The sequence below is a fragment of the Cohnella pontilimi genome (assembly GCF_005049045.1).
Taxonomy (GTDB): Bacteria; Bacillota; Bacilli; order Paenibacillales; family Paenibacillaceae; genus Cohnella; species Cohnella pontilimi.
On record NZ_SUPK01000002.1, the window covers coordinates 458,097 to 476,456 of the forward strand.

The window sequence follows — 18,360 nt, forward strand, 5'->3', positions numbered from 1 at the left end:
TTAGTGGGTGTAGGCTGCCACGTTGCTGCTGTCGACCGCTTCATGCAAGGCGGCGTTCAGACCGCTGGCGATAATGTTGGCGATATCTTCCATGAAATCATCGATTTCCTTCGGCGTGACCAAGAGATCATGACCGAGCGGCTGTAATACTTCCTTGACCAGCTGCAAACGCTGCTGCTCCTGCATGCCGCCGAATACGCCGAACAGCGGCTGGAAATTGTTCGTATGCTGCTTCATGTGTTGAAAAACCAAATCCATCGAATCGTTGACGATCGTCGAAGCGTATACCACCGTTGGAACGCCTATCGCGATTACAGGGACGCCGAGCGTTTCCCGGGTAAGTCCACGCCGCTTGTTCCCAATCCCGGATCCCGGGTGAATGCCGGTGTCGGCGATCTGGATCGTCGTGTTGACCCGCTCCAGCGACCGGGCGGCCAGAGCATCGATAGCAATCACGACATCGGGCCTAGATTTTTGCACGATCCCGGCCACGATATCGCTGGACTCGATACCCGTTGTGCCCATCACGCCGGGTGCCACGGCGCTTACCGGACGGTAACCGGGGTCTACTTGACCGGGCATCAACTCGAAATACTGGCGGGTGACCTCGACATTTTCGACCACCATCGGGCCAAGCGCATCGGGGGTCACGTTCCAGTTGCCCAATCCGACGATGAGCACGTTGCTGTTCGGGTTTACGCCGACACGCCTGAGGAACCCCTCAAATTCTTGCGCGAAAGCAGTGGCGACACGATCCTGGAGATCGGCGTCCCCTTTGCGAAGGCCCGGCACATCAAGGGTGACATAATGACCGATCATTTTGCCGATCTGCTGCGACGCTTGCGGTGTTTGGATCTGCATGCGGTTGACGTAAACTCCGCCGTCCTGCACGTCTTCGGACCATAGTCCGGGGATTTGCCCGCCGCCCGGAGCCGCCAAATCTCTGGCTTCCAGCGCCAGATCCGTTCTTACGTTGTAGTTACTCAAATCAAGATCCATCGGGTTTGAGTCAGCCCCTTTCGGATGCGGATGGAGTGGGGAGTTCAGCTTGCTATTTACCCCCTTGCATGATAGAATGTTACAAGTTGTGTGGAGAAATACTCTTGTTTTTCAGGAGGTGAAAAGAATGCCGAACATCAAATCCGCGATCAAACGGACCAAAACAAACGAAAAACGCCGCCTGCGCAACGCATCCCAGAAATCCGCACTGCGTACGGCCGTTAAACAAGCAGACCAAGCGGTCGTCGGCACGGACGCAACCGCGGCGAAAGACGCGTTGGTCCTGGCTCAGAAAAAATTGGACAAAGCGGTGACCAAAGGCCTCATTCACAAAAATGCAGCTGCCCGCAAAAAATCCCGTCTGGCCAAAAAGCTGAACGCCATGTCCGCACAAGGTTAATCGCTTGCCTTTTGCGAATCAATAAAGAGCCATCCCGTGAAGGGATGGCTCTTTTGGTTTTAGCCGGCGCCTGCCGAAGCGGTCCGGAGAAGGAATAACTCAAGCCCCAGCGTTTTTTCTACTTGGCCCGTCTTCATGGCAAAATCCAGCTCCGCAAGCTCGGACAGCAGCCGGGCCAGCCGGTCGACGGTAAATTTACGCGCCTGATCGGCCGTCACCTTAACCGCGTACGGATGCAGTCCGAGCTGCCCGGCCATTTGCTGGGGAGAATACCCTTGACCGCCAAGCTCTTTCACGTACAGCATGTTGCGGAACTGCCGGACGAGCAGCGCCATCAGCTTGATCGGCTCCTCCCGCTGCTTCAGCAGGTCGTAATACAGCGTCATCACCTTCTCGGTACGGAGCGCCGCCAGTTCTTCCGTAAGGCGGAAAACGTTTTGCTCAGCCGCGACCGGCACGAGGGCATGCACCGCTTCCACCGTCACTGTTCCTTCCGCTCCCGCATGCAGACACAGCTTGTCCGTCTCGGAGGCGAGCACGTGCATGTCGGTACCCGCCCGCCGCAGTAATTCCTCGACCGCCGCCGGATCGATCCTGCGCCCTTGCTTTTCCGCCCTTCTCGCCAGCCAGCTGACGAGCTCATCGGCGGCAAGCGGAGCGAAATTCACCGCCGCGTCGTACTGTTTGACCGTTTTCACCAGCTTCTTGCGTTCGTCAAGCTTCTCGTTCGGTACCATAAAAACAAGCACCGTGCTGTCCATCGGCTGCGCCATATAAGCGGTGAGCCGCTCCGGCCGGTGTTCGATTTTGGATGATTCTTTGCCCGATGCGAACAATACGGTGTCGCGAACGAGGATCAGTTTCCGCTCCACAAGAAACGGAAGCGTCTCCGCTTCATCCAGGATGCCGTCCAGCGGAGTTTCCCCCGTATCGAACCGCACAACCGCCATGTCCCGGTGTTCGGGCTCAGCCACTTGCTCCGTCAGGCGCTCGGCGAAATCGTTCATCAAATAAGATTCCGTACCGAAAGCCACATAAAACGGGCGGATTTTTCCTTCCCTCAATTCCCGAAAAACCTGCCTCGCTTCCATTCCGGTTCCTCCTGCCTCTCCTTGCGTTCCCCTTTATCGTATCATAGAAACGACAAAGAGATCACGTCTTCTGCGAGACATGATCCCTTCGTCCTCGGACATCTATATCAACGTTCGCCGGCCGGCCCATGGTACCGTGCGCGAACGACCGTCACGACGTCCTTCGGGACGGCGTCGACACTCTTGGTATAACATACGCACCCGGCCTGTAAAAGGTGACAATGGCTTTACGGCGCCGGCTTTTCCTTCAGTTCCGATACGTCTACGTACCGGAAGGACTTGTTCCCATCGGCGTCCACATAGGTGTAGGTGACGGCCGAACTGTCTTCTTTCCACACGATTCCGCTGCGTTTGCCTCCGTTCGATGGCGATTCATACGCCAACGTACCGTCGTCCGTGCGGAACAATTGAAATAAACCTTCGAGAATCACGGCTCTCCATTGCCCGTCGGGCGACAGCACCTCCTCGTCCGGCGGCTGCTGCATGATCATCGCCGTAGGGGGAGGCGTGACAGGGTTCGTCGACGGAACATGCGGACCCTTCTCTTGCGCGTCGGCCGAAGCTCTCGGCTCTACCGTCTGATCGCCCGAGGCAGACGGACTCGCGGCCGCATTACGATCCGGGTGCGGGCTCGTGGGATCGCCGGGATTCGTGCCGACATCTTTCTTTGTACTCGCTGACGGCTCATCCTCAGGGGACGTCGAGGCGCCAAAAGTTACGGGTGAATCCGTTGTCACCGACCTATCCCCCATGTTTGCACCGGAGGAAGAAGCGGCTGGCGAACCGTTATCGCCGGCCATTTTCGTTGTTATCCGATCGTTGTTGAGATCAGAACCGGCTTCTTTGCTCCTGTCAGCCGATCCCATGGGCAGGAAGTTCGGTCCGCCGATCAACAGCAGCAGCACGACGGCTGCAATCGCGCCAACCCCCGCCAAACGCCCGATCCATTCGCTGCGTTTCCTGGCGGCCCGGCGTGCTCTCGGTGCCGTGACGACTTGTTCCTCGGCGGCTTCCGCACCTGCCGCTTCCGTTTCCCAATCTCCAAGCTGCGGAAGAATGGCATCGACGAGACTGTATGGCGGCACGACCCGAGGCAGCTGCTCAAGCCCGCGGGACAAATTCGTCAGTCGTTGGAGCATGGCGGCGCAATCCGGGCAATGTCCGACATGATCCAGCATGCGCGACGTTTCCTCAGCATTCAGGTCCCCGTCGATATGACGCTGCATCAGCTCCATCACCTCTTCGCAATTCATCCCCGGACACCACCTTTCTGATAATCGTGAAGTAGAACTTGCAACTGCTGCCTTGCCCGGAACAAGTACGATTTGACCGTGTTCAGGGGCAGCCCGAGCGAATCGGCAATTTCGTTGTAGGAGAAGTCCTGTAAATAACGAAGAACGACAACCGTTCGGTGATGCTCCGGCAGCTTGCCGATCGCTTCGCGGATTTCTTCCGCCGCATAAGCGGAAAGAACCTCTCCTTCCACATTGTCCCTCGCCTGGAACACGAGCTCGTGCTCGTCGATCGATACCGAGGGGCGTTTGCGGCGGAACTTGTCGATACAGATGTTCGTGACGATCCGCTGCACCCAAGTACGAAACTGTGCTTTTTCCTCGTAAGAACCGATTTTCGTATAAATGCGGATCAGAGCTTCCTGCGCCGCGTCCAGCGCATCCTGCTCATGGTTTAACAAATAATAAGCGGTGCGGTACACTTGATGCTCGATCTCGCGGAGCAGCGAAACGAGTGCTTCCCGGTCGCCTGCTTGGGCGGCTTTGATCAGCGCCGGCTCCACCACAGAAGATCCTCTCCTCCCCTGCAACCCCCCAGACGTTCTTTCCTCCCGAAAGGTTGCACCTCCGGTCGGAATTCCTTTTCCGCCGTCGGAACAATACTTTCAGTCTAGCAAAAATGGCGGCATGCGCACAGTCTTTTGTCCGGCAGGAATGAGCATTTGGTCTTGCTATCTTTTTTGCCTGCGCTGCAAGGCTCCGTCCGGCCGGATCCGGTACTGGATCTCTCCGTCGCGGTCGGTGCGGAACATCGGAATGCCCGCATCACGGATTCGCGCAACGACCGTCTCATGCGGATGGCCGTACAGATTGCGGCGCCCGACGGACACCACTACCTGGGCCGGCTTCCAATAATGCAGCCAAAGCGCGCCGGTGGACGTTTTACTGCCGTGGTGGGCCGCTTTCAGAACGTCTACAGTACGCGAGGAGGTGGCAGTAGAGCGATGAGATGCCGCCTCCACGACTTCCGCTTCTCCGGAAGACTCCAGATCGCCCGGAAAAAGAAAGCGTCTGCCGTATAAATTGATCATCAATACGACGCTCTGCAAGTTTTGCTCAGCTATAGAAGCAAGCAATGGCGGAGCGCTGCTGCCGCCGGGATACAAAACTTCCAATTCACATGAAGCGTCGGCTTGCCATTTCATCCCCTGCCGTGCCGCATAGAGAGGAATCCCTCGTTCTCGAATCAGATGGAGCAATCGTTCCGCCGACTGACCCGGTTTGCGCGTTCCGTTCCAAATGACCGCCCGCACCGGAACGCCGCGGATGACGGCTTCCGCACCGCCTATGTGGTCGTTGTCCAAATGCGTCAGCACGAGCGCATCGAGCTCACGCACTCCTCTCTGCCTCAGCAGCGGGACCAACAGTTTGCGGCCGACTTCGTAAGGGTCATGGCGCTCGCGCCACGCTTCGTCCGGTTTGCGGAAGGTGACCGTTCCCCCCGTGTCGATCAAGATATGCCTTCCTTTTCCCGTACGGATCAAGATGGCATCCCCCTGACCCACATCCAGAAATTGAACGTAAGCGTCACGATCAAGCCAGACCGGACGATAGCCCCAAACCAGCCATCCGGTCCACAACAAGCATAAGAGCACGACGGCGAGGCGCCAATACAACATGCGCATCGATCCGACAGCCGACGTTCCCAGAGGTACGGTCTCCTTTTCCAGCTCGGCGCTGCTCCACTCCTGTTCTTGTTTGAACGCTTCCCTCCGCCGCAGCAACGAAGCCGAAACGAGGAGTAAGCCAAAAGCGGCGATGACCCAAAGCCAAGCCGTTTGCGGCCATACCGTTCTCAGTCCCTGCCACTCGTCCATTCGACGGACAATCTCGAACGTCAGAATGTTCGCGTAGGAAGCCAATTTCGCGGGGAACCACCCAAGCGGAAACCAAGCGGCTCCTAACGCGACCGAAGCCATGCCGAGAGGCAGGACGACAAAGCTGATAAAAGGAACGAGCACCAGATTGGCCGGCAGTGACAGCAGGTGCAAGCCATGAAAATAATATGCCGATAGCGGGAACGAGACGATCTGCGCGGTCATGCCGACAGCCAACGTCTCGCGAAACATTTTGGAAGGAATAAAGCTGAGCAGCCCCGTCACGAGCGGCGTGAACAGCAGCAGCCCGGCCGTCACCGCAAATGAAAGCTGGAAGCTGACGTTCTCCACCGTGTGCGGGTCCCACACCGTCATGATCAGCGCGGCGGCGGCCAGCAAATGCAGCCCGTCTTTCAATTGGTGCCGGCGGGCCATCGCGAGCGCGATCATGGCGGTCAGACAGGCGCGGACGGCGGAGGGGGATGCGCCGGTGAGCAGCATGTAGACCGGCATCGCGGAGAATGCCAAATCGATCGCGCGTTCGCGGGTGAGCCCGGCCAAAGCCGCCAGCCGAAGGATGATAAAGACCACAACGGCCACATGAAGTCCCGAAATCGCGAGAATATGCGTAAGTCCAAGCCGTGAAAACGCATCGTATTGCGCGGGGTCTATGTCTTCCGTGATGCCCGCCACCAATCCTTTCATATACCCGGCGTCGTCTCCCGGATACAACCGGTCTGTCAGTCCGCCAATGGTCGTCCGGAGTTCGTCGACCGCGCGAAGCGGCCGGACGAGAATGGGAACCGCGGCATCTTGGCGGATCACACCATCCGCCCCCTGAACCGACCATATCCAATAAACGCCTTGCCGCTCGAGATACCGTTTGTAATCAAAGGCGCCAAAATTGCCCGCATCCGCGGGTCGCTCCGGCGCGCCGGAAACTTTGACGAGATCGCCTCTTTTCCACCGGGCGGCCCGGATTTGTTCATCGGGCGTCTTCAGCTTTACCCGGACAAGGATCGGTTCGCTGATTGGGAGGACCCCGCCCGAGGGCCGATAACGGACGCCCGACGCCGACATTTGAAATGTGGCGACATCCCCGTCCACTTGCGCCCCCGTTGACAACCGGCCCGTTACATCGGCCTGTATGGGCAGCTGCTCTGTCTCCCATAAAGCGCTAAGATCGGAAACGCGTCCATTGTCGACCAGCATTCTTTCGCCGAACGCAAGTAAGAGCGCCAGGACACAAGCTGCGGCCAAGCGGCCGTTGATGCGGCCGACCAGCCGTGCTGCGATAAGCAGAAGCGCAGCTGCGGCAAGGACGACGAATTGCGTACCCCCTTGCCAAAGTGACGGAATCGATACGCCGGTTAACCAGCAGCAAACAAAAGCGACCAACGGTCTGCGATTCATGGCGTTCCTCCGTTTTCTTTTTCAGCCCAAGTAAAACTTATAAATGCAGAATGGTGCACAAAAAAACCTCCTCCGCCGTCAGGCGAAGGAGGTGCTTCCTCGTTCGAAAATGTCATGAGCCGCTGACCTGCGCTTCCGTGTCGGGAGGCGCGACGTAATCGTCGATCCGGCGGAATCGGATGCCGCGCTGCTGCATGAGGGCGGCGACCTTCTCGTAATCTTTGGGATAGATCCGGTGATACACGATCTCCGAGATGCCGCTGTTGGCCAGCATATTCGCGCAAGTCCAGCAAGGCTGGTCCGTGACGTACACGGTGGAGCCTTCCCGGTCAACCCGGTCTGTGAACATGAGCAAATTTTGCTCGGCGTGAATCGTGCGGATGCATCGCTGCTTCTTTTTCAAGCTGATTCCCGATTCAGCGTCGGGTACCTGCTCGTATTCTTCGACGACCATGCAGCCCGCCTCGGAGCAGTCCGGAACGCCCATCGGAGCGCCGTTGTACGCCGTGCCCAACAACTTCTTTCCCTGAACCAGCACCGAACCAACATGCCTCCGCGGGCAACGGGAACGGGTCGAGACCATGAAGGCGATGTCCATAAAATAGGTGTCCCAGTCTTTACGCGAGGATGACGGCATGTGCAAAACCTCCGGTGAATGAGTTGATTCTATTTTCGCATATTTCGCACGGTTGTAAATACTGCGGCCTTTACGGCGCGTTTCCTGTTTTGCGCACGATCAGGTGCGGACGGATTTTATCGAGCAGCTTGGGGCCGATCCCTTTCACCTGGAGCAACTCTTCCACCGAACCGAATCCGTGATGAGACTCCCGATAAGCCAGGATCAATTTCGCTTTGGCGGGTCCAATGCCGGGCAGACGATCCAGATCTGCAGCAGTCGCAGCGTTCAGATCCAGCGCTTGCGGCGCGGAGGAATCTGTGGCTGGAGCCGGAGCAGCGGCTTTTGAGGAATCTGTGGCTGGAGCCGGAGCAGCGGGAACGGACTCAGGCGGAGAAGCGTCCTTCTGCGGGTGAAGCGGAGCCTGTGTCGGCAGTTCAGACTGCAAAGACACATCTACCGGCTGCCAACCCGGAATGGCTTCGTCAGACGATTGAGCGAACGAATACGTCAGCAGGATGCCGCCGGCGGCAAGAATTCCACATGCGGCCATCCGTGTCGGCGTAAAGCTTCGCTTGCTCCCGTTCACGGGATAGGACATCGCACCTCTCTCCTTTTTCTATTCATTGGTTGAAAGCCGTCATGTCTCGTTTTCGAAATTCATACAATGGAGGAAGCGAACTATGGTTAGGAGGTACGGAGGATGAAAATCGGCTTCATCGGGGCCGGCAGCATGGGAAGCTTATTGATCGAAGCTTTCATTCAAGCCGGCTCCATGCTTCCCGAACACATCGCGGTATCATCCCGAACTTCCTCCAAGGTAGCGAAGTTGGCGCAGCGGTTTCCCGGGTTACAGCATGCGGCCTCCAATGCAGAAGCGGCGAAGGATGCCGATCTGCTGTTTTTGTGCGTCAAACCATCCGATTATCGCGCGGTTTTGACGGAGATTACCCCGGAGCTGAAGGCACGGCAAATCGTCATCTCCATTACCAGTCCGGTGATGTTGGATCAACTGGAGAAACTCCTTCCGTGTAAAATCGCCAAAATGATTCCGAGCGTCGTGAACGCGGCCGGTGCTGGAGCTTCGTTATGTATGTGGGGAAGCCGTCTGGCTTCTGAGGATAAATCCCGGCTGATGCAACTTTTCTCTTCCATCAGCCGGCCCGTGGAAATCCAAGAGGAGGATGTTCGCGCCGCTTCCGATTTGTCCAGCTGCGGTCCGGCTTTTTTCGCGTACCTGATCGGTCAATTTGTAGATGCCGCGGTACAGACCGCCGGCATGGACCGTGCCAAGGCGGACGCGCTGGCTTCCGAGATGCTTCTCGGCACCGCGCGGCTGCTCACGGAACACGGTTTGTCTACTGAGGAGCTTCAAACCAAAGTGACCGTACCGGGCGGCATTACCGCCGCTGCGCTCGAAGTGCTGCGCGGTGAGACGGCCGACGCCTTTCAGAAAGTGCTGAACGTCACCCACGAGAAATTCGCGGACGATATCGAACGTGTGAACAACTCGCTCTTCGGACCGGAAGGCACTGATTCGCCATGAAAATGGTTAGTGGGGCCCCCATAACTCAATCCCCCAAAAGTGACGAGCTTCCTGACCGGGGTCCCCAAAAAGTAATCGGAATCAACTTCGAAGGCTGTCGTCACTTTTTGGGGAGTTAGTAAGGGGGAGCCCCCGAATACCTGCTAAACAAAAGAAAGGGCGGATCTCAGACGATGTCTGAGAGGCCGCCCTTTTCTCGGTTAGTTCGCCACAATGTTGACGAGCTTGCCTTTTACCGCAATAACTTTGCGGATCGTTTTTCCTTCGATCAGCGCCTTCACTTTGTCCAGCGCCAGCGCGGTTTCTTGCATACCCGCTTCGTCCAGATCGGACGGCACGTTCACGCGGTCGGCGATCTTGCCGTTCACCTGCACGGCGATTTCGACTTCCGCGTCAACCGTGAGCGCCGGATCGTAAACCGGCCACGGTTCGTAGGAGATCGACCCGGTATGGCCGAGACGTTCCCACAATTCTTCCGCGATATGGGGAGCGATCGGAGAAAGCATTTGGACGAAGTTCTCCATCGCTTTCTTCGGCAGCACTTCGGCTTTATAAGCGTCGTTGACGAAAATCATGAGCTGGCTGATCGCCGTGTTAAACCGCAAGCCCTCATAATCCTCAGTCAGCTTCTTGACCGTTTTGTGCCACGTCCGGCGGAAAGACTCTTCGCCTTCCGCGTCCTGAATCCGTGCGTTCAGCTTGCCGCTGTCATCGACGAACAACCTCCATACCCGGGCGAGGAACCGGTATACGCCTTCCACGCCGTTCGTATTCCACGGTTTGGTGGCTTCCAGCGGTCCCATGAACATCTCGTACACCCGCAGCGTATCCGCGCCGAATTCATGAACGATGTCATCCGGATTGATGACGTTGCCGCGGGATTTGGACATTTTTTCGTTGTTCATGCCCAAGATCATGCCCTGGTTCACCAGCTTATGGAACGGCTCTTTGGTGGACACAACGCCGATATCGTAGAGCACCTTGTGCCAGAAGCGGGCGTACAGCAAATGAAGCACCGCATGCTCGGCTCCGCCGATATACAGATCGACCGGCAGCCATTCTCGTTGTTTCTCCGGTGAGCAAATTTCTTTCTCGTTGTGCGGATCGATGAACCGCAAGTAGTACCAGCAGCTGCCCGCCCACTGCGGCATTGTGTTCGTCTCTCGGCGCGCCTTGCGGCCGCTCTTCGGATCGGTCACGTACAGCCAGTCTTCCACGTTAGCCAGCGGAGACTCTCCCGTGCCGGAAGGCTCGATCGCATCGACATCGGGAAGCAGCAGCGGCAGTTCTTCTTCCGGAACCGTCTCCATCGTGCCGTCCTCGAAATGCAGCACCGGGATCGGTTCTCCCCAATACCGCTGACGACTGAACAGCCAGTCGCGCAAGCGGTACGTCACTTTGCCTTGCCCTTTGCCTTGCGCCTCCAGCCAATCGATCATCGCGCGGATCGCATCCGGGGTGGACATGCCGTTCAAAAAGCCCGAATTCACATGCTCGCCGTCTCCGGTGAACGCCGCCTCGTCGACATTGCCGCCGGCAACGACTTCCACGATCGGCAGCCCGTACTTTTTGGCAAATTCCCAATCGCGTTCGTCATGACCCGGCACCGCCATGATGGCACCCGTGCCATAACCGGCCAACACGTAATCCGCAATCCAAATCGGCAATTTCGCGCCGTTGACCGGATTCACCGCATACGCACCCGTGAATACGCCGGTTTTATCTTTCGCCAAATCCGTCCGTTCCAGATCGCTCTTGCGGGCGGCTTGGTCGATATAGGCTTCGACTGCGGACTTCTGCTCCATTGATGCAATGGTCTTGACCAGTTCATGTTCCGGAGCGAGTACGCAATATGTCGCACCGAACAAGGTGTCCGGCCGGGTCGTAAACACGGTGAGCGCGGCGTTATGGCCCTCGATGGCGAAAGTCACTTCCGCGCCGGTCGACTTGCCGATCCAGTTGCGCTGCATGTCCTTAATGCTCTCCGACCAATCCAGCTCTTCCAAATCGTCCAGCAGTCGATCGGCATACTCGGTGATTTTGAGCATCCATTGCCGCATCGGCTTGCGGATGACCGGATGGCCGCCGCGCTCGCTCTTACCGTCGATCACTTCCTCGTTCGCCAAGACCGTGCCGAGAGCCGGACACCAGTTCACCGGCACCTCGGCCACATAGGCCAAACCTCTCTTATACAACTGGATAAAAATCCACTGCGTCCATTTGTAATAATCCGGATTTGTCGTGCTGAACTCACGGTCCCAGTCGTACGAGAAACCGAGCGATTTGATCTGCCGGCGGAAATTGTTGATGTTCTCAATCGTAATATCCCGGGGATGCCGGCCGGATTGCAGCGCATATTGCTCCGCCGGGAGGCCGAAAGCGTCCCAGCCCATCGGATGAAGCACGTTAAAGCCCTTCATCCGCTTGTACCGGCTCACGATGTCAGTGGCCGTATAGCCTTCCGGGTGGCCGACATGAAGACCCGCACCCGAAGGATACGGGAACATGTCAAGCGCGTAAAACTTCGGTTTGCCCGGTTCTTCCGTCGTGCGGAACGTTTGGTGCTCATCCCAGTACTTCTGCCATTTTGGTTCAATGGCTTGGGGATTATAGCCTTGTTGGTTGTGGTCGTGGCTCATGCCGAAAACTCCTTTGCCAGTGAAAAATAAAAACCTCCCGCCCCCAGCGTCGACGCTAGGGACGGGAGGATTCGATTCCCGCGGTACCACCCTAGTTGACGGTCCCCTTCTTGGGATCCCGTCCACTCTGCCCCGTAACGTGGGGGAAACGCCGCAATTGGCGGGCCGATTGCATGGCCCGTTTCGTGCAGAAGCTCCAAGGCGAGTTCGTCGCGGTCGTCCGCCGGCTTGCACCGTCCGCCGGCTCTCTGGGGGACACCCTTCGACTACTGTTCCTCTTCACAGCCTGAAAGATATGCCATGATTATAGCCACTGCATGCAAAAGATGTCAAGCGTGCGCATGCTGAAACGTACTACCGTCGGCCTTATCACTGTATCTCAGCCTCGCGGTTTTCTCGCGACGAAGAAGAGACGCTCGGAGTTATCGTTCGGAGGCTGCCATTCGAAATCGGCGCAGCGGTCCAGCAGCTCGAACCCGGCAGCGGCGAGTTGAGCGGCGAGCCAGTCCGGATCGTAAGCACGCTGGGCATGTGATTCTTCGAACCTGCGGTATAAGCCGGAAAAAGGCGGAGAAGACTCGTCGCGAACAAAAAAAGTCAAATCGTGCCGAATCACCCGGCCGACGGGATCGTAATCCGAAGTCCACAAGTACGCAACATCCTTTTCATCGTAAACGAAAGGCTGCTCTTCCGCGTACCTTTCGAGCTGGCGCGGCGCGTGAACGTCGAACACGAACAAGCCGCCGGGTTTCAAGCCGGCGTAAGTCTGCTTGAAGGTCCGCACGATGTCCTCTTTCACGGTCAAATAGTTGAGGCAATCGCAGAAGCTGATCACCGCGTCGACCGGATGCGGCAAGTCCCAATCCCGCATATCCTGCTGAAGCCAGCGGATGGAGCCTCGCTCCCCCCGCACACCGCGGCCGGGCGCCGGATCGTCCCATTTGCTGCGCGCAACAGCCAGCATCTCGGCCGACAGGTCGATGCCGAATACCTGAAAGCCGGATTTGGCCAGCGGAATGGAGATGTTGCCCGTACCGCAGCCGAGGTCGACGACCGATTCGGGGATGCCGTATTTGTCAAAACATTCCCGGGCGAAGTACATCCAATCCGAATACGGCATGTCCTCCATCAACCGGTCGTATACAGATGCAAATTCTCGGTAGGAACGCAAGGTGACCCCCCCTTTTTCGTATGTCTTTGCAGTCGTTCGAGGATCAGTTGCGTGACGTTTCCCCGGCTTTTTCGGCCGTGTCGGTGCCGGATGCCTCTTCCAAATAAGTCCAGCTTGCTTTTTGTGTCACCAGACCATCCTTCATCAGCTTGCCGAGGGCGCGTTTGAAGGCAGATTTGCTGAGACCGAAGCGCTTCTGGATAATGTCGGCCGGCGTTTCGTCCGAATACGGCATGCCGCCGCCCGGCCGTTCGCGCAGGAAAGCCAAGATTCGGTCGGCGTCTTCCATGCGCCCGGTCTCCTTAGGCTGTCGCATGCTCAGCGTTACGCGCCCGTCTTCACGGATTTGCGTAACACGCGCGCTGAATTTCTCTCCGATGCGCAGCGGGCGGCTCATCGCCGACTCATGAACAAAGCCCAGAGCGCCGTAACCGAGCACGCCGCCTTCGACCAACACAAACACGCCATCCCGAAAAACGTCGGTGACCCAAGCTTCCTTCCACTCACCCTTCCAGCTGCCCGGCGCGCGGAAGACGACTTGCTCGAAATCTTCGATTTTCGCCAGACGGGCGAGCATCCGGCCTTCCTTGTCGTGCTTCATGACGACATGCAGCTCGTCCCCGGTCTGCGGCCATACGTTCCGGCGCTCTTCGGGCAGCTGCTTAAGCGGCAGCAAAAGCTGACGTCCTATGCCCATCTCGAGAAAATAGCCGAACCGCGGATGAAAATCCGCCACGGCGAGCCGCGCCATCTCGCCCAGCCGGATCAGCGGCGCGCGCTGTGTGGCGGTCAGACGGCCTTTATCGTCGTGAAACAGGAACAAGTCCGCCTCGTCTCCCGGCTGGGGACGGCGGACGACAGCTTCGCCATAAGGAAGTAAAATATCCGGACCGCCGTCTTCGCCGACCCCCACGAACCAGCCGTAAGGCGGCGTCTCCCGGCGCACCCGAAGGGTAACGGTCGTTCCCGCTTCCAAAATCATACGCTTTCCACAGCCTTGGCATCCGACCAGAGGCGCTCCAAATGATAGTACTCCCGCTCATCCCGGTGAAACACATGCGCCACGACGTCGCCCATATCGACAAGCACCCAGCGTGCCGTATCCACTCCCTCGAGACGTACGCGGATCCCCATTTCCTCGGCGCGTTTGCGGATTTCAGTCGCGATGGCTAATACTTGTGTGTCCGAGTTCCCGTGACAAATGACAAAATAGTCCGCAACAAGCGAAATGCCCTGCAGATTCAGCGCCACGACGTCGTTCGCTTTTTTGTCCTCCGCTCCGTCGATGACCGCCTTGAGCAATTGCTCCGTTTTTCCCGCCATGCCTCAGCCTCCCTGTTATTCTTTTTGTTTCCGACGGCGGATCAGATCGTTCCGTGCCAGTACGGTGAGCGGAAAAATACACTCCCCGCGCTCCAGCAGCAGGCCGATGGTGGAATCCAATCCCGCCGTAAGCGCCTCGTCCAAATTATGCTCCGCCAGTTGCCGGATCTTATGCACACCCGGATAGTCTCTTCCCGGCTCGATATAATCCGCCAAACAAACGATTTTTTCGAGATGCGTCATGTTTTCCCGGCCGGATGTGTGGTAACGGATCGCGTTCAGCACTTCTTCGTCCTCGATGCCGTGCTCGTGCCGAACTACCCATGCCCCGACATGCGCGTGCCACAGTTCCTTGCCGTAGTCGAGAAGCTCTTTCGGCAGCCCCTGCTCCCGGATGACTTGTTCTTGCCGCAAAATCGGCCACGCTTTGGCGTAGTCGTGCAGGAGCGCCGCCAGCTCCGCCTTGGCCGGATCGCCTCCGAAACGGCTTGTCAGCTCCAAAGCGGTATCCACCACGCCCAGCGTATGGGTCCATCTTTTTTCAGGCATTTGCGCGCGCGTCGCTTCTCTTAAAGCCTCAAGATTCATAGAGATGATTCCTCCGTATAAACTCGTACACCGAGTCCGGCACCATGAAACGGACGGATCGCCGTTCCCTCAGCCGCCGGCGGATTTCGGTGGAGGATATGCCGATGAGCGGCATCGAAGCGCGGACCAATTTGCGGCGGATATAGTCGGGCAAATCGCGATCCTCGATCGACTGGCCCGGCCGTTCCAGGCCGATGAAAGTCACTTGTTCGGCCACCTCTTCCGGTCTTCGCCAATTGGGCAAATCCATCACCATATCCGAGCCCACAATCCAATAAAAGCTGCGATCGGGATGCCGTTCCCGCAAGGCGGTCACCGTATCGATCGTATACGACACGCCCTGCCGGGTCAGCTCGATGCGCTCTACCCGGAAATGCGGGGAGTCGGACAAAGCGGCTTCCAGCATCCGGCATCTCGTCTCCGCATCGGTACCCGGCTCACCTTTATGCGGCGGAACGAAAGTCGGAATGAACCACACTTCCTCCAAACCGGCTGCATCCCGGGCCGCTTCGGCCGCAATTAGATGGCCGAAATGAATCGGATCAAAAGTGCCTCCCATCAAACCGGTGCGCCGCATAGGATTCCGACCTCCTGTTCCGTGTCACGGAAGCTCGATGCTTTTATGGTCCTTCGATTCCTTATACAAAACGATCGTTTTGCCGATGACCTGCACGAGTTCGGAGCCCGAACGCTCCGCGAGCTCAGGCGCGATCTCCCTGGCGTCTTCCAGCGAGTTGTTCAGCACGGAAACTTTGATCAATTCACGCGTCTCAATCGCCTCTTCGATGTGGCGGATGAGATGGTCGTTCACGCCGCCTTTGCCGACTTGAAAAATCGGATCGAGATGATGGGCGAGCGAACGCAGGTAACGTTTTTGTTTTCCGGTCAGCATCATGATTTTCCTACTTTCCTGTAAATGAGGTCAGCACTTCTTCCCGCATGGCCGCGACAGGCGCCGGAAGACCGGTCCAATATTCAAAGGCGTATGCGCCTTGGTAAACAAACATGCCGAGCCCGCCGTGAATCCGGCATCCCCGTTCTTGCGCCTGACGCAAAAATGCAGTCGTAAGCGGATTATAGATCAGATCGCTGGCGACGGCGCCCGGCTTGAGCCAGGAAGGATCGATCGGCGTATCGGCTATATGCGGGGACATTCCGACTGACGTCGTGTTGACGACGATGTCCGCTTCCGCGCAAGCATCGCGAACCTGTTCCCACGGAAGAGCCGACACACGGGAGGCCGGACCGCCGTCGAAGCTTCCAGCCAGCTCCTTGGCTTTATCCCAGGTCCTGTTCGCCAGCCAGATTGCCGACGGCTCTTCGCGGTTTAACGCCCATACAATACCCCGGGCCGCTCCACCGGCTCCGAGCACCACAATCTTCTTGCCCGCCAGGTCGGGCTCCGCCTCTTCCTTAAGCGAGCGGACATAACCGATCCCGTCGGTATTGCGTCCGATCAGCCGGCCGTTATCATGGACGATCGTGTTGACCGCTCCGATCGACCGGGCAGCCTCGTCGATTTCGTCCAGGCAGGCCATGACGTCCACCTTGTGGGGAATCGTAACGTTCAATCCCCGGAAACCGAGTGCGCGAATGCCCGCGATCGCCTCCTGCAGCTGCTCCGGCTTCACATGGAAAGCGGCGTAAATTCCGTTCACGCCGGATTCCCGAAAAGCCCGGTTCAGCATAGTCGGCGATTTGGAATGCCGGACCGGATCCCCGATGACTCCGTACAACACCGTGTGGCTGTCCATGCCGCAACTGTTCCCCTCTCCCGGTTTGCCGCAGACCGCGGACGGCACATTTTATCAAATCAAAGACTCGCGAAGCAACACTTTCACGCCTTTCGGAGCCCACACATCGACAAGCGCTCCCGCTTCGGAGTTCGCTTTCAGCCAGCCCAAGCCGGACACGAAAATATCCTGCTGGGCGCCTCGGGGAATGCGCAGACGATGTCTCGTCCATGCAGGCAGCTCCGCCAGTCCCTCTTCATCCGGCGGAGCCAGCATTTTCCCCTTATGCTCGGCGTAGAGCTCATCCGCACGCTCCAGCTTCGTCCGGTGCACCGGGACAGCGGAGGACAAATACGCGGTGAACGACTGTCTTTCCCCTTCGACAAAATCGAATCGAGCCATGGCGCCGAAAAACAAAGTTTGCTTCTCGTTCAGCTGATACGTGAGCGGCTTGAGCGGCTTGTCCGGCAATACGGATGCGAGATCGCGGCGCGGGATCAGTTCCGTGAGCCGCGACTCGTAAACGATGCCGGGCGTATCGACGATATGTTTCCCGTCTTCCAGCGGAATGTGGACGGCGTCCAGCGTCGTACCCGGGTACCGGGAAACGGTAAGCTCCCGTTCCAAATCGCTGTAATCCTTGATCAACCGGTTGATCAGCGTGCTCTTCCCGACGTTCGTCGCTCCCACGACATAAACGTCGCGGTCGCCGCGCAGCTGGGACACCGCTTCCACCACCCGGTCGAACCCGATCCCGCGCTTGGCGCTGCACAGCACGACGTCGACGACTCTCAGCCCGTTCTCGCGCGCCTGCTTTTGCACCCAGTTGCGGATTCGGTTCCAGTTGGTGACGAGGGGAAGCAGGTCGATTTTGTTCACCGCGAGCAATACCGGGTTGTGCCCCACGAACCGCTGTAAGCCGGAGATGAGACTGCCCTGAAAGTCGAAAAGATCGACGATGTGCACGACGAGACTGTCGGTGGAAGCGATCCCTCCGAGCAGGCGGAGAAATTCGTCCTGATCCACCGTGACAGAGGAGGCTTCATTATAATGCTTGATCCGGAAACACCGTTGGCAAATCGCGGGTTCCCGCTCCATGGCATTTGCCGGCACATAGCCCGGCGATTCGCGGTGCTCGTGCTGCAGCTGGATTCCGCAACCGGCACAGCGGAACTTGGCGGATGATGCCGTCATTTGCGCGTTCCCCCTTGCTGCGGCCATAGACCTTTGCGGCGAAGCCGTTTCAATGCGATTTTCTCGATCAGCCGGTTGATCCGCGTCGTCCATCCTTCTTCCGCCGGCGCAATCGGCGTCACCAAAATCGTATGCAAGCCCATCCTGCGGCCGCCCAGCACGTCGGTCAGCATTTGATCGCCGACCACCACGGCCTGCTCGGGCACCAGCTCCAGCTTGTCCAGCGCTTTGCGAAACGCGATACTGGAAGGCTTGCGCGCCGCGGGCACGAACGGGATGTCCAGCGGTTCGGCAAATTTGGCAACGCGGGTTGAATTATTGTTGGAAAGAATAACGACTTTAAATCCGATCGTTCTGACCCGTTCCAGCCACGTCACCAGTTCCGGGGTCGCAAGCGGCGTTTTCGCGCTGACCAGGGTGTTGTCCAAATCGGTAATGATGCCCCGGACCCCGCGGGCTTGCAAAGCATCCAAATCAATATCGAAAACGGTGTGCACGATTTGATCGGGCAGCAATCGTTGAAACATCCGCAAATCTC

At 57.9% G+C, this 18,360-nt stretch carries 19 protein-coding genes and 1 other annotated feature; of the genes, 2 read left to right on the forward strand and 17 right to left on the reverse strand.

All coding sequences use genetic code 11. The features are described 5' to 3' along the window. A complete protein-coding gene (gpr, locus tag E5161_RS06230) occupies nucleotides 1–999 on the reverse strand; it encodes a GPR endopeptidase (RefSeq protein ID WP_136776837.1) in 999 nt (332 codons plus the stop codon). Nucleotides 1,000–1,126: 127 nt separating this feature from the next. Between gpr and rpsT the strand changes: the two genes are divergently transcribed. Next, entirely contained in the window at nucleotides 1,127–1,399 is a 273-nt protein-coding gene (gene rpsT / locus E5161_RS06235; protein ID WP_136776838.1) for a 30S ribosomal protein S20, read from the forward strand. A 59-nt stretch (nucleotides 1,400–1,458) separates the two neighbouring features. On the opposite strand, the gene holA is transcribed toward rpsT, so the two are convergent. From holA to E5161_RS06265, 6 genes are all read right to left on the reverse strand, one after another. Next, nucleotides 1,459–2,490, reverse strand: a complete 1,032-nt coding sequence (gene holA / locus E5161_RS06240) for a DNA polymerase III subunit delta (RefSeq protein ID WP_136776839.1) — start codon at nucleotides 2,488–2,490, stop codon at nucleotides 1,459–1,461. Nucleotides 2,491–2,717: 227 nt separating this feature from the next. Further along, nucleotides 2,718–3,743 carry an anti-sigma factor family protein gene (locus E5161_RS06245; protein ID WP_136776840.1) on the reverse strand — a complete coding sequence of 342 codons (1,026 nt, stop codon included), beginning with the start codon at nucleotides 3,741–3,743 and terminating at the stop codon, nucleotides 2,718–2,720. Beyond that, entirely contained in the window at nucleotides 3,740–4,288 is a 549-nt protein-coding gene (locus E5161_RS06250; protein ID WP_136776841.1) for an RNA polymerase sigma factor, read from the reverse strand. Before E5161_RS06250 ends, E5161_RS06245 begins: the two co-directional genes overlap by 4 nt. Nucleotides 4,289–4,453: 165 nt before the next feature. Continuing rightward, the gene (locus E5161_RS06255) at nucleotides 4,454–7,012 is read right to left on the reverse strand and encodes a DNA internalization-related competence protein ComEC/Rec2 (protein ID WP_136776842.1); all 2,559 of its coding nucleotides are present in this window, start codon (nucleotides 7,010–7,012) and stop codon (nucleotides 4,454–4,456) included. Between the two features lie 112 nt (nucleotides 7,013–7,124). Then, a complete protein-coding gene (locus tag E5161_RS06260; protein ID WP_136776843.1) occupies nucleotides 7,125–7,649 on the reverse strand; it encodes a deoxycytidylate deaminase in 525 nt (174 codons plus the stop codon). 70 nt (nucleotides 7,650–7,719) lie between these two features. Beyond that, a complete protein-coding gene (locus tag E5161_RS06265) occupies nucleotides 7,720–8,229 on the reverse strand; it encodes a ComEA family DNA-binding protein (protein ID WP_211246694.1) in 510 nt (169 codons plus the stop codon). A 102-nt stretch (nucleotides 8,230–8,331) separates the two neighbouring features. Between E5161_RS06265 and comER the strand changes: the two genes are divergently transcribed. Beyond that, nucleotides 8,332–9,174: a late competence protein ComER gene (comER, locus tag E5161_RS06270; protein WP_136776844.1), complete on the forward strand. Its 843-nt coding sequence runs from the start codon at nucleotides 8,332–8,334 to the stop codon at nucleotides 9,172–9,174. 200 nt (nucleotides 9,175–9,374) lie between these two features. Here the strand turns inward: comER and leuS are convergent, their stop codons facing one another. From leuS to E5161_RS06320, 10 genes are all read right to left on the reverse strand, one after another. After that, a complete protein-coding gene (gene leuS / locus E5161_RS06275) occupies nucleotides 9,375–11,813 on the reverse strand; it encodes a leucine--tRNA ligase (protein ID WP_136776845.1) in 2,439 nt (812 codons plus the stop codon). A gap of 54 nt (nucleotides 11,814–11,867) precedes the next feature. Then, nucleotides 11,868–12,105: a binding site (T-box leader), on the reverse strand. Between the two features lie 87 nt (nucleotides 12,106–12,192). Then, the gene (locus E5161_RS06280) at nucleotides 12,193–12,984 is read right to left on the reverse strand and encodes a class I SAM-dependent DNA methyltransferase (protein ID WP_136776846.1); all 792 of its coding nucleotides are present in this window, start codon (nucleotides 12,982–12,984) and stop codon (nucleotides 12,193–12,195) included. 43 nt (nucleotides 12,985–13,027) lie between these two features. Continuing rightward, nucleotides 13,028–13,966: a CvfB family protein gene (locus tag E5161_RS06285; protein ID WP_136776847.1), complete on the reverse strand. Its 939-nt coding sequence runs from the start codon at nucleotides 13,964–13,966 to the stop codon at nucleotides 13,028–13,030. Next, nucleotides 13,963–14,307: a ribosome silencing factor gene (gene rsfS, locus E5161_RS06290; RefSeq protein ID WP_136776848.1), complete on the reverse strand. Its 345-nt coding sequence runs from the start codon at nucleotides 14,305–14,307 to the stop codon at nucleotides 13,963–13,965. The genes E5161_RS06285 and rsfS overlap by 4 nt, the downstream gene beginning before the upstream one ends. Before the next feature lie 15 nt (nucleotides 14,308–14,322). Beyond that, nucleotides 14,323–14,895 carry a bis(5'-nucleosyl)-tetraphosphatase (symmetrical) YqeK gene (gene yqeK, locus E5161_RS06295; RefSeq protein ID WP_136776849.1) on the reverse strand — a complete coding sequence of 191 codons (573 nt, stop codon included), beginning with the start codon at nucleotides 14,893–14,895 and terminating at the stop codon, nucleotides 14,323–14,325. Continuing rightward, nucleotides 14,885–15,472, reverse strand: a complete 588-nt coding sequence (nadD, locus tag E5161_RS06300; RefSeq protein ID WP_136776850.1) for a nicotinate-nucleotide adenylyltransferase — start codon at nucleotides 15,470–15,472, stop codon at nucleotides 14,885–14,887. The genes yqeK and nadD overlap by 11 nt, the downstream gene beginning before the upstream one ends. A gap of 24 nt (nucleotides 15,473–15,496) precedes the next feature. Continuing rightward, complete coding sequence (yhbY, locus tag E5161_RS06305; RefSeq protein WP_136776971.1) at nucleotides 15,497–15,787, reverse strand: ribosome assembly RNA-binding protein YhbY; 291 nt, start codon at nucleotides 15,785–15,787, stop codon at nucleotides 15,497–15,499. 10 nt (nucleotides 15,788–15,797) lie between these two features. Beyond that, nucleotides 15,798–16,649 carry a shikimate dehydrogenase gene (aroE, locus tag E5161_RS06310; protein WP_136776851.1) on the reverse strand — a complete coding sequence of 284 codons (852 nt, stop codon included), beginning with the start codon at nucleotides 16,647–16,649 and terminating at the stop codon, nucleotides 15,798–15,800. A 54-nt stretch (nucleotides 16,650–16,703) separates the two neighbouring features. Continuing rightward, complete coding sequence (gene yqeH, locus E5161_RS06315) at nucleotides 16,704–17,822, reverse strand: ribosome biogenesis GTPase YqeH (protein ID WP_136776852.1); 1,119 nt, start codon at nucleotides 17,820–17,822, stop codon at nucleotides 16,704–16,706. Next, nucleotides 17,819–18,349 (reverse strand): YqeG family HAD IIIA-type phosphatase, encoded by a 531-nt coding sequence (locus tag E5161_RS06320; protein ID WP_136776853.1) that lies wholly within the window; start codon nucleotides 18,347–18,349, stop codon nucleotides 17,819–17,821. Before E5161_RS06320 ends, yqeH begins: the two co-directional genes overlap by 4 nt. Nucleotides 18,350–18,360 lie beyond the last annotated feature (11 nt).

What these genes read in the sequence shown, in the direction of transcription:
- gpr (WP_136776837.1), bottom strand. Translation starts at nt 999, where the DNA reads ATGGATCTTGATTTGAGTAACTACAACGTAAGAACGGATCTGGCGCTG.
- rpsT (WP_136776838.1), top strand. Translation starts at nt 1,127, where the DNA reads ATGCCGAACATCAAATCCGCGATCAAACGGACCAAAACAAACGAAAAA.
- holA (WP_136776839.1), bottom strand. Translation starts at nt 2,490, where the DNA reads ATGGAAGCGAGGCAGGTTTTTCGGGAATTGAGGGAAGGAAAAATCCGC.
- E5161_RS06245 (WP_136776840.1), bottom strand. Translation starts at nt 3,743, where the DNA reads ATGAATTGCGAAGAGGTGATGGAGCTGATGCAGCGTCATATCGACGGG.
- E5161_RS06255 (WP_136776842.1), bottom strand. Translation starts at nt 7,012, where the DNA reads ATGAATCGCAGACCGTTGGTCGCTTTTGTTTGCTGCTGGTTAACCGGC.
- E5161_RS06260 (WP_136776843.1), bottom strand. Translation starts at nt 7,649, where the DNA reads ATGCCGTCATCCTCGCGTAAAGACTGGGACACCTATTTTATGGACATC.
- E5161_RS06265 (WP_211246694.1), bottom strand. Translation starts at nt 8,229, where the DNA reads ATGTCCTATCCCGTGAACGGGAGCAAGCGAAGCTTTACGCCGACACGG.
- comER (WP_136776844.1), top strand. Translation starts at nt 8,332, where the DNA reads ATGAAAATCGGCTTCATCGGGGCCGGCAGCATGGGAAGCTTATTGATC.
- leuS (WP_136776845.1), bottom strand. Translation starts at nt 11,813, where the DNA reads ATGAGCCACGACCACAACCAACAAGGCTATAATCCCCAAGCCATTGAA.
- E5161_RS06285 (WP_136776847.1), bottom strand. Translation starts at nt 13,966, where the DNA reads ATGATTTTGGAAGCGGGAACGACCGTTACCCTTCGGGTGCGCCGGGAG.
- rsfS (WP_136776848.1), bottom strand. Translation starts at nt 14,307, where the DNA reads ATGGCGGGAAAAACGGAGCAATTGCTCAAGGCGGTCATCGACGGAGCG.
- yqeK (WP_136776849.1), bottom strand. Translation starts at nt 14,895, where the DNA reads ATGAATCTTGAGGCTTTAAGAGAAGCGACGCGCGCGCAAATGCCTGAA.
- nadD (WP_136776850.1), bottom strand. Translation starts at nt 15,472, where the DNA reads ATGCGGCGCACCGGTTTGATGGGAGGCACTTTTGATCCGATTCATTTC.
- yhbY (WP_136776971.1), bottom strand. Translation starts at nt 15,787, where the DNA reads ATGCTGACCGGAAAACAAAAACGTTACCTGCGTTCGCTCGCCCATCAT.
- aroE (WP_136776851.1), bottom strand. Translation starts at nt 16,649, where the DNA reads ATGGACAGCCACACGGTGTTGTACGGAGTCATCGGGGATCCGGTCCGG.
- yqeH (WP_136776852.1), bottom strand. Translation starts at nt 17,822, where the DNA reads ATGACGGCATCATCCGCCAAGTTCCGCTGTGCCGGTTGCGGAATCCAG.
- E5161_RS06320 (WP_136776853.1), bottom strand. Translation starts at nt 18,349, where the DNA reads ATGTTTCAACGATTGCTGCCCGATCAAATCGTGCACACCGTTTTCGAT.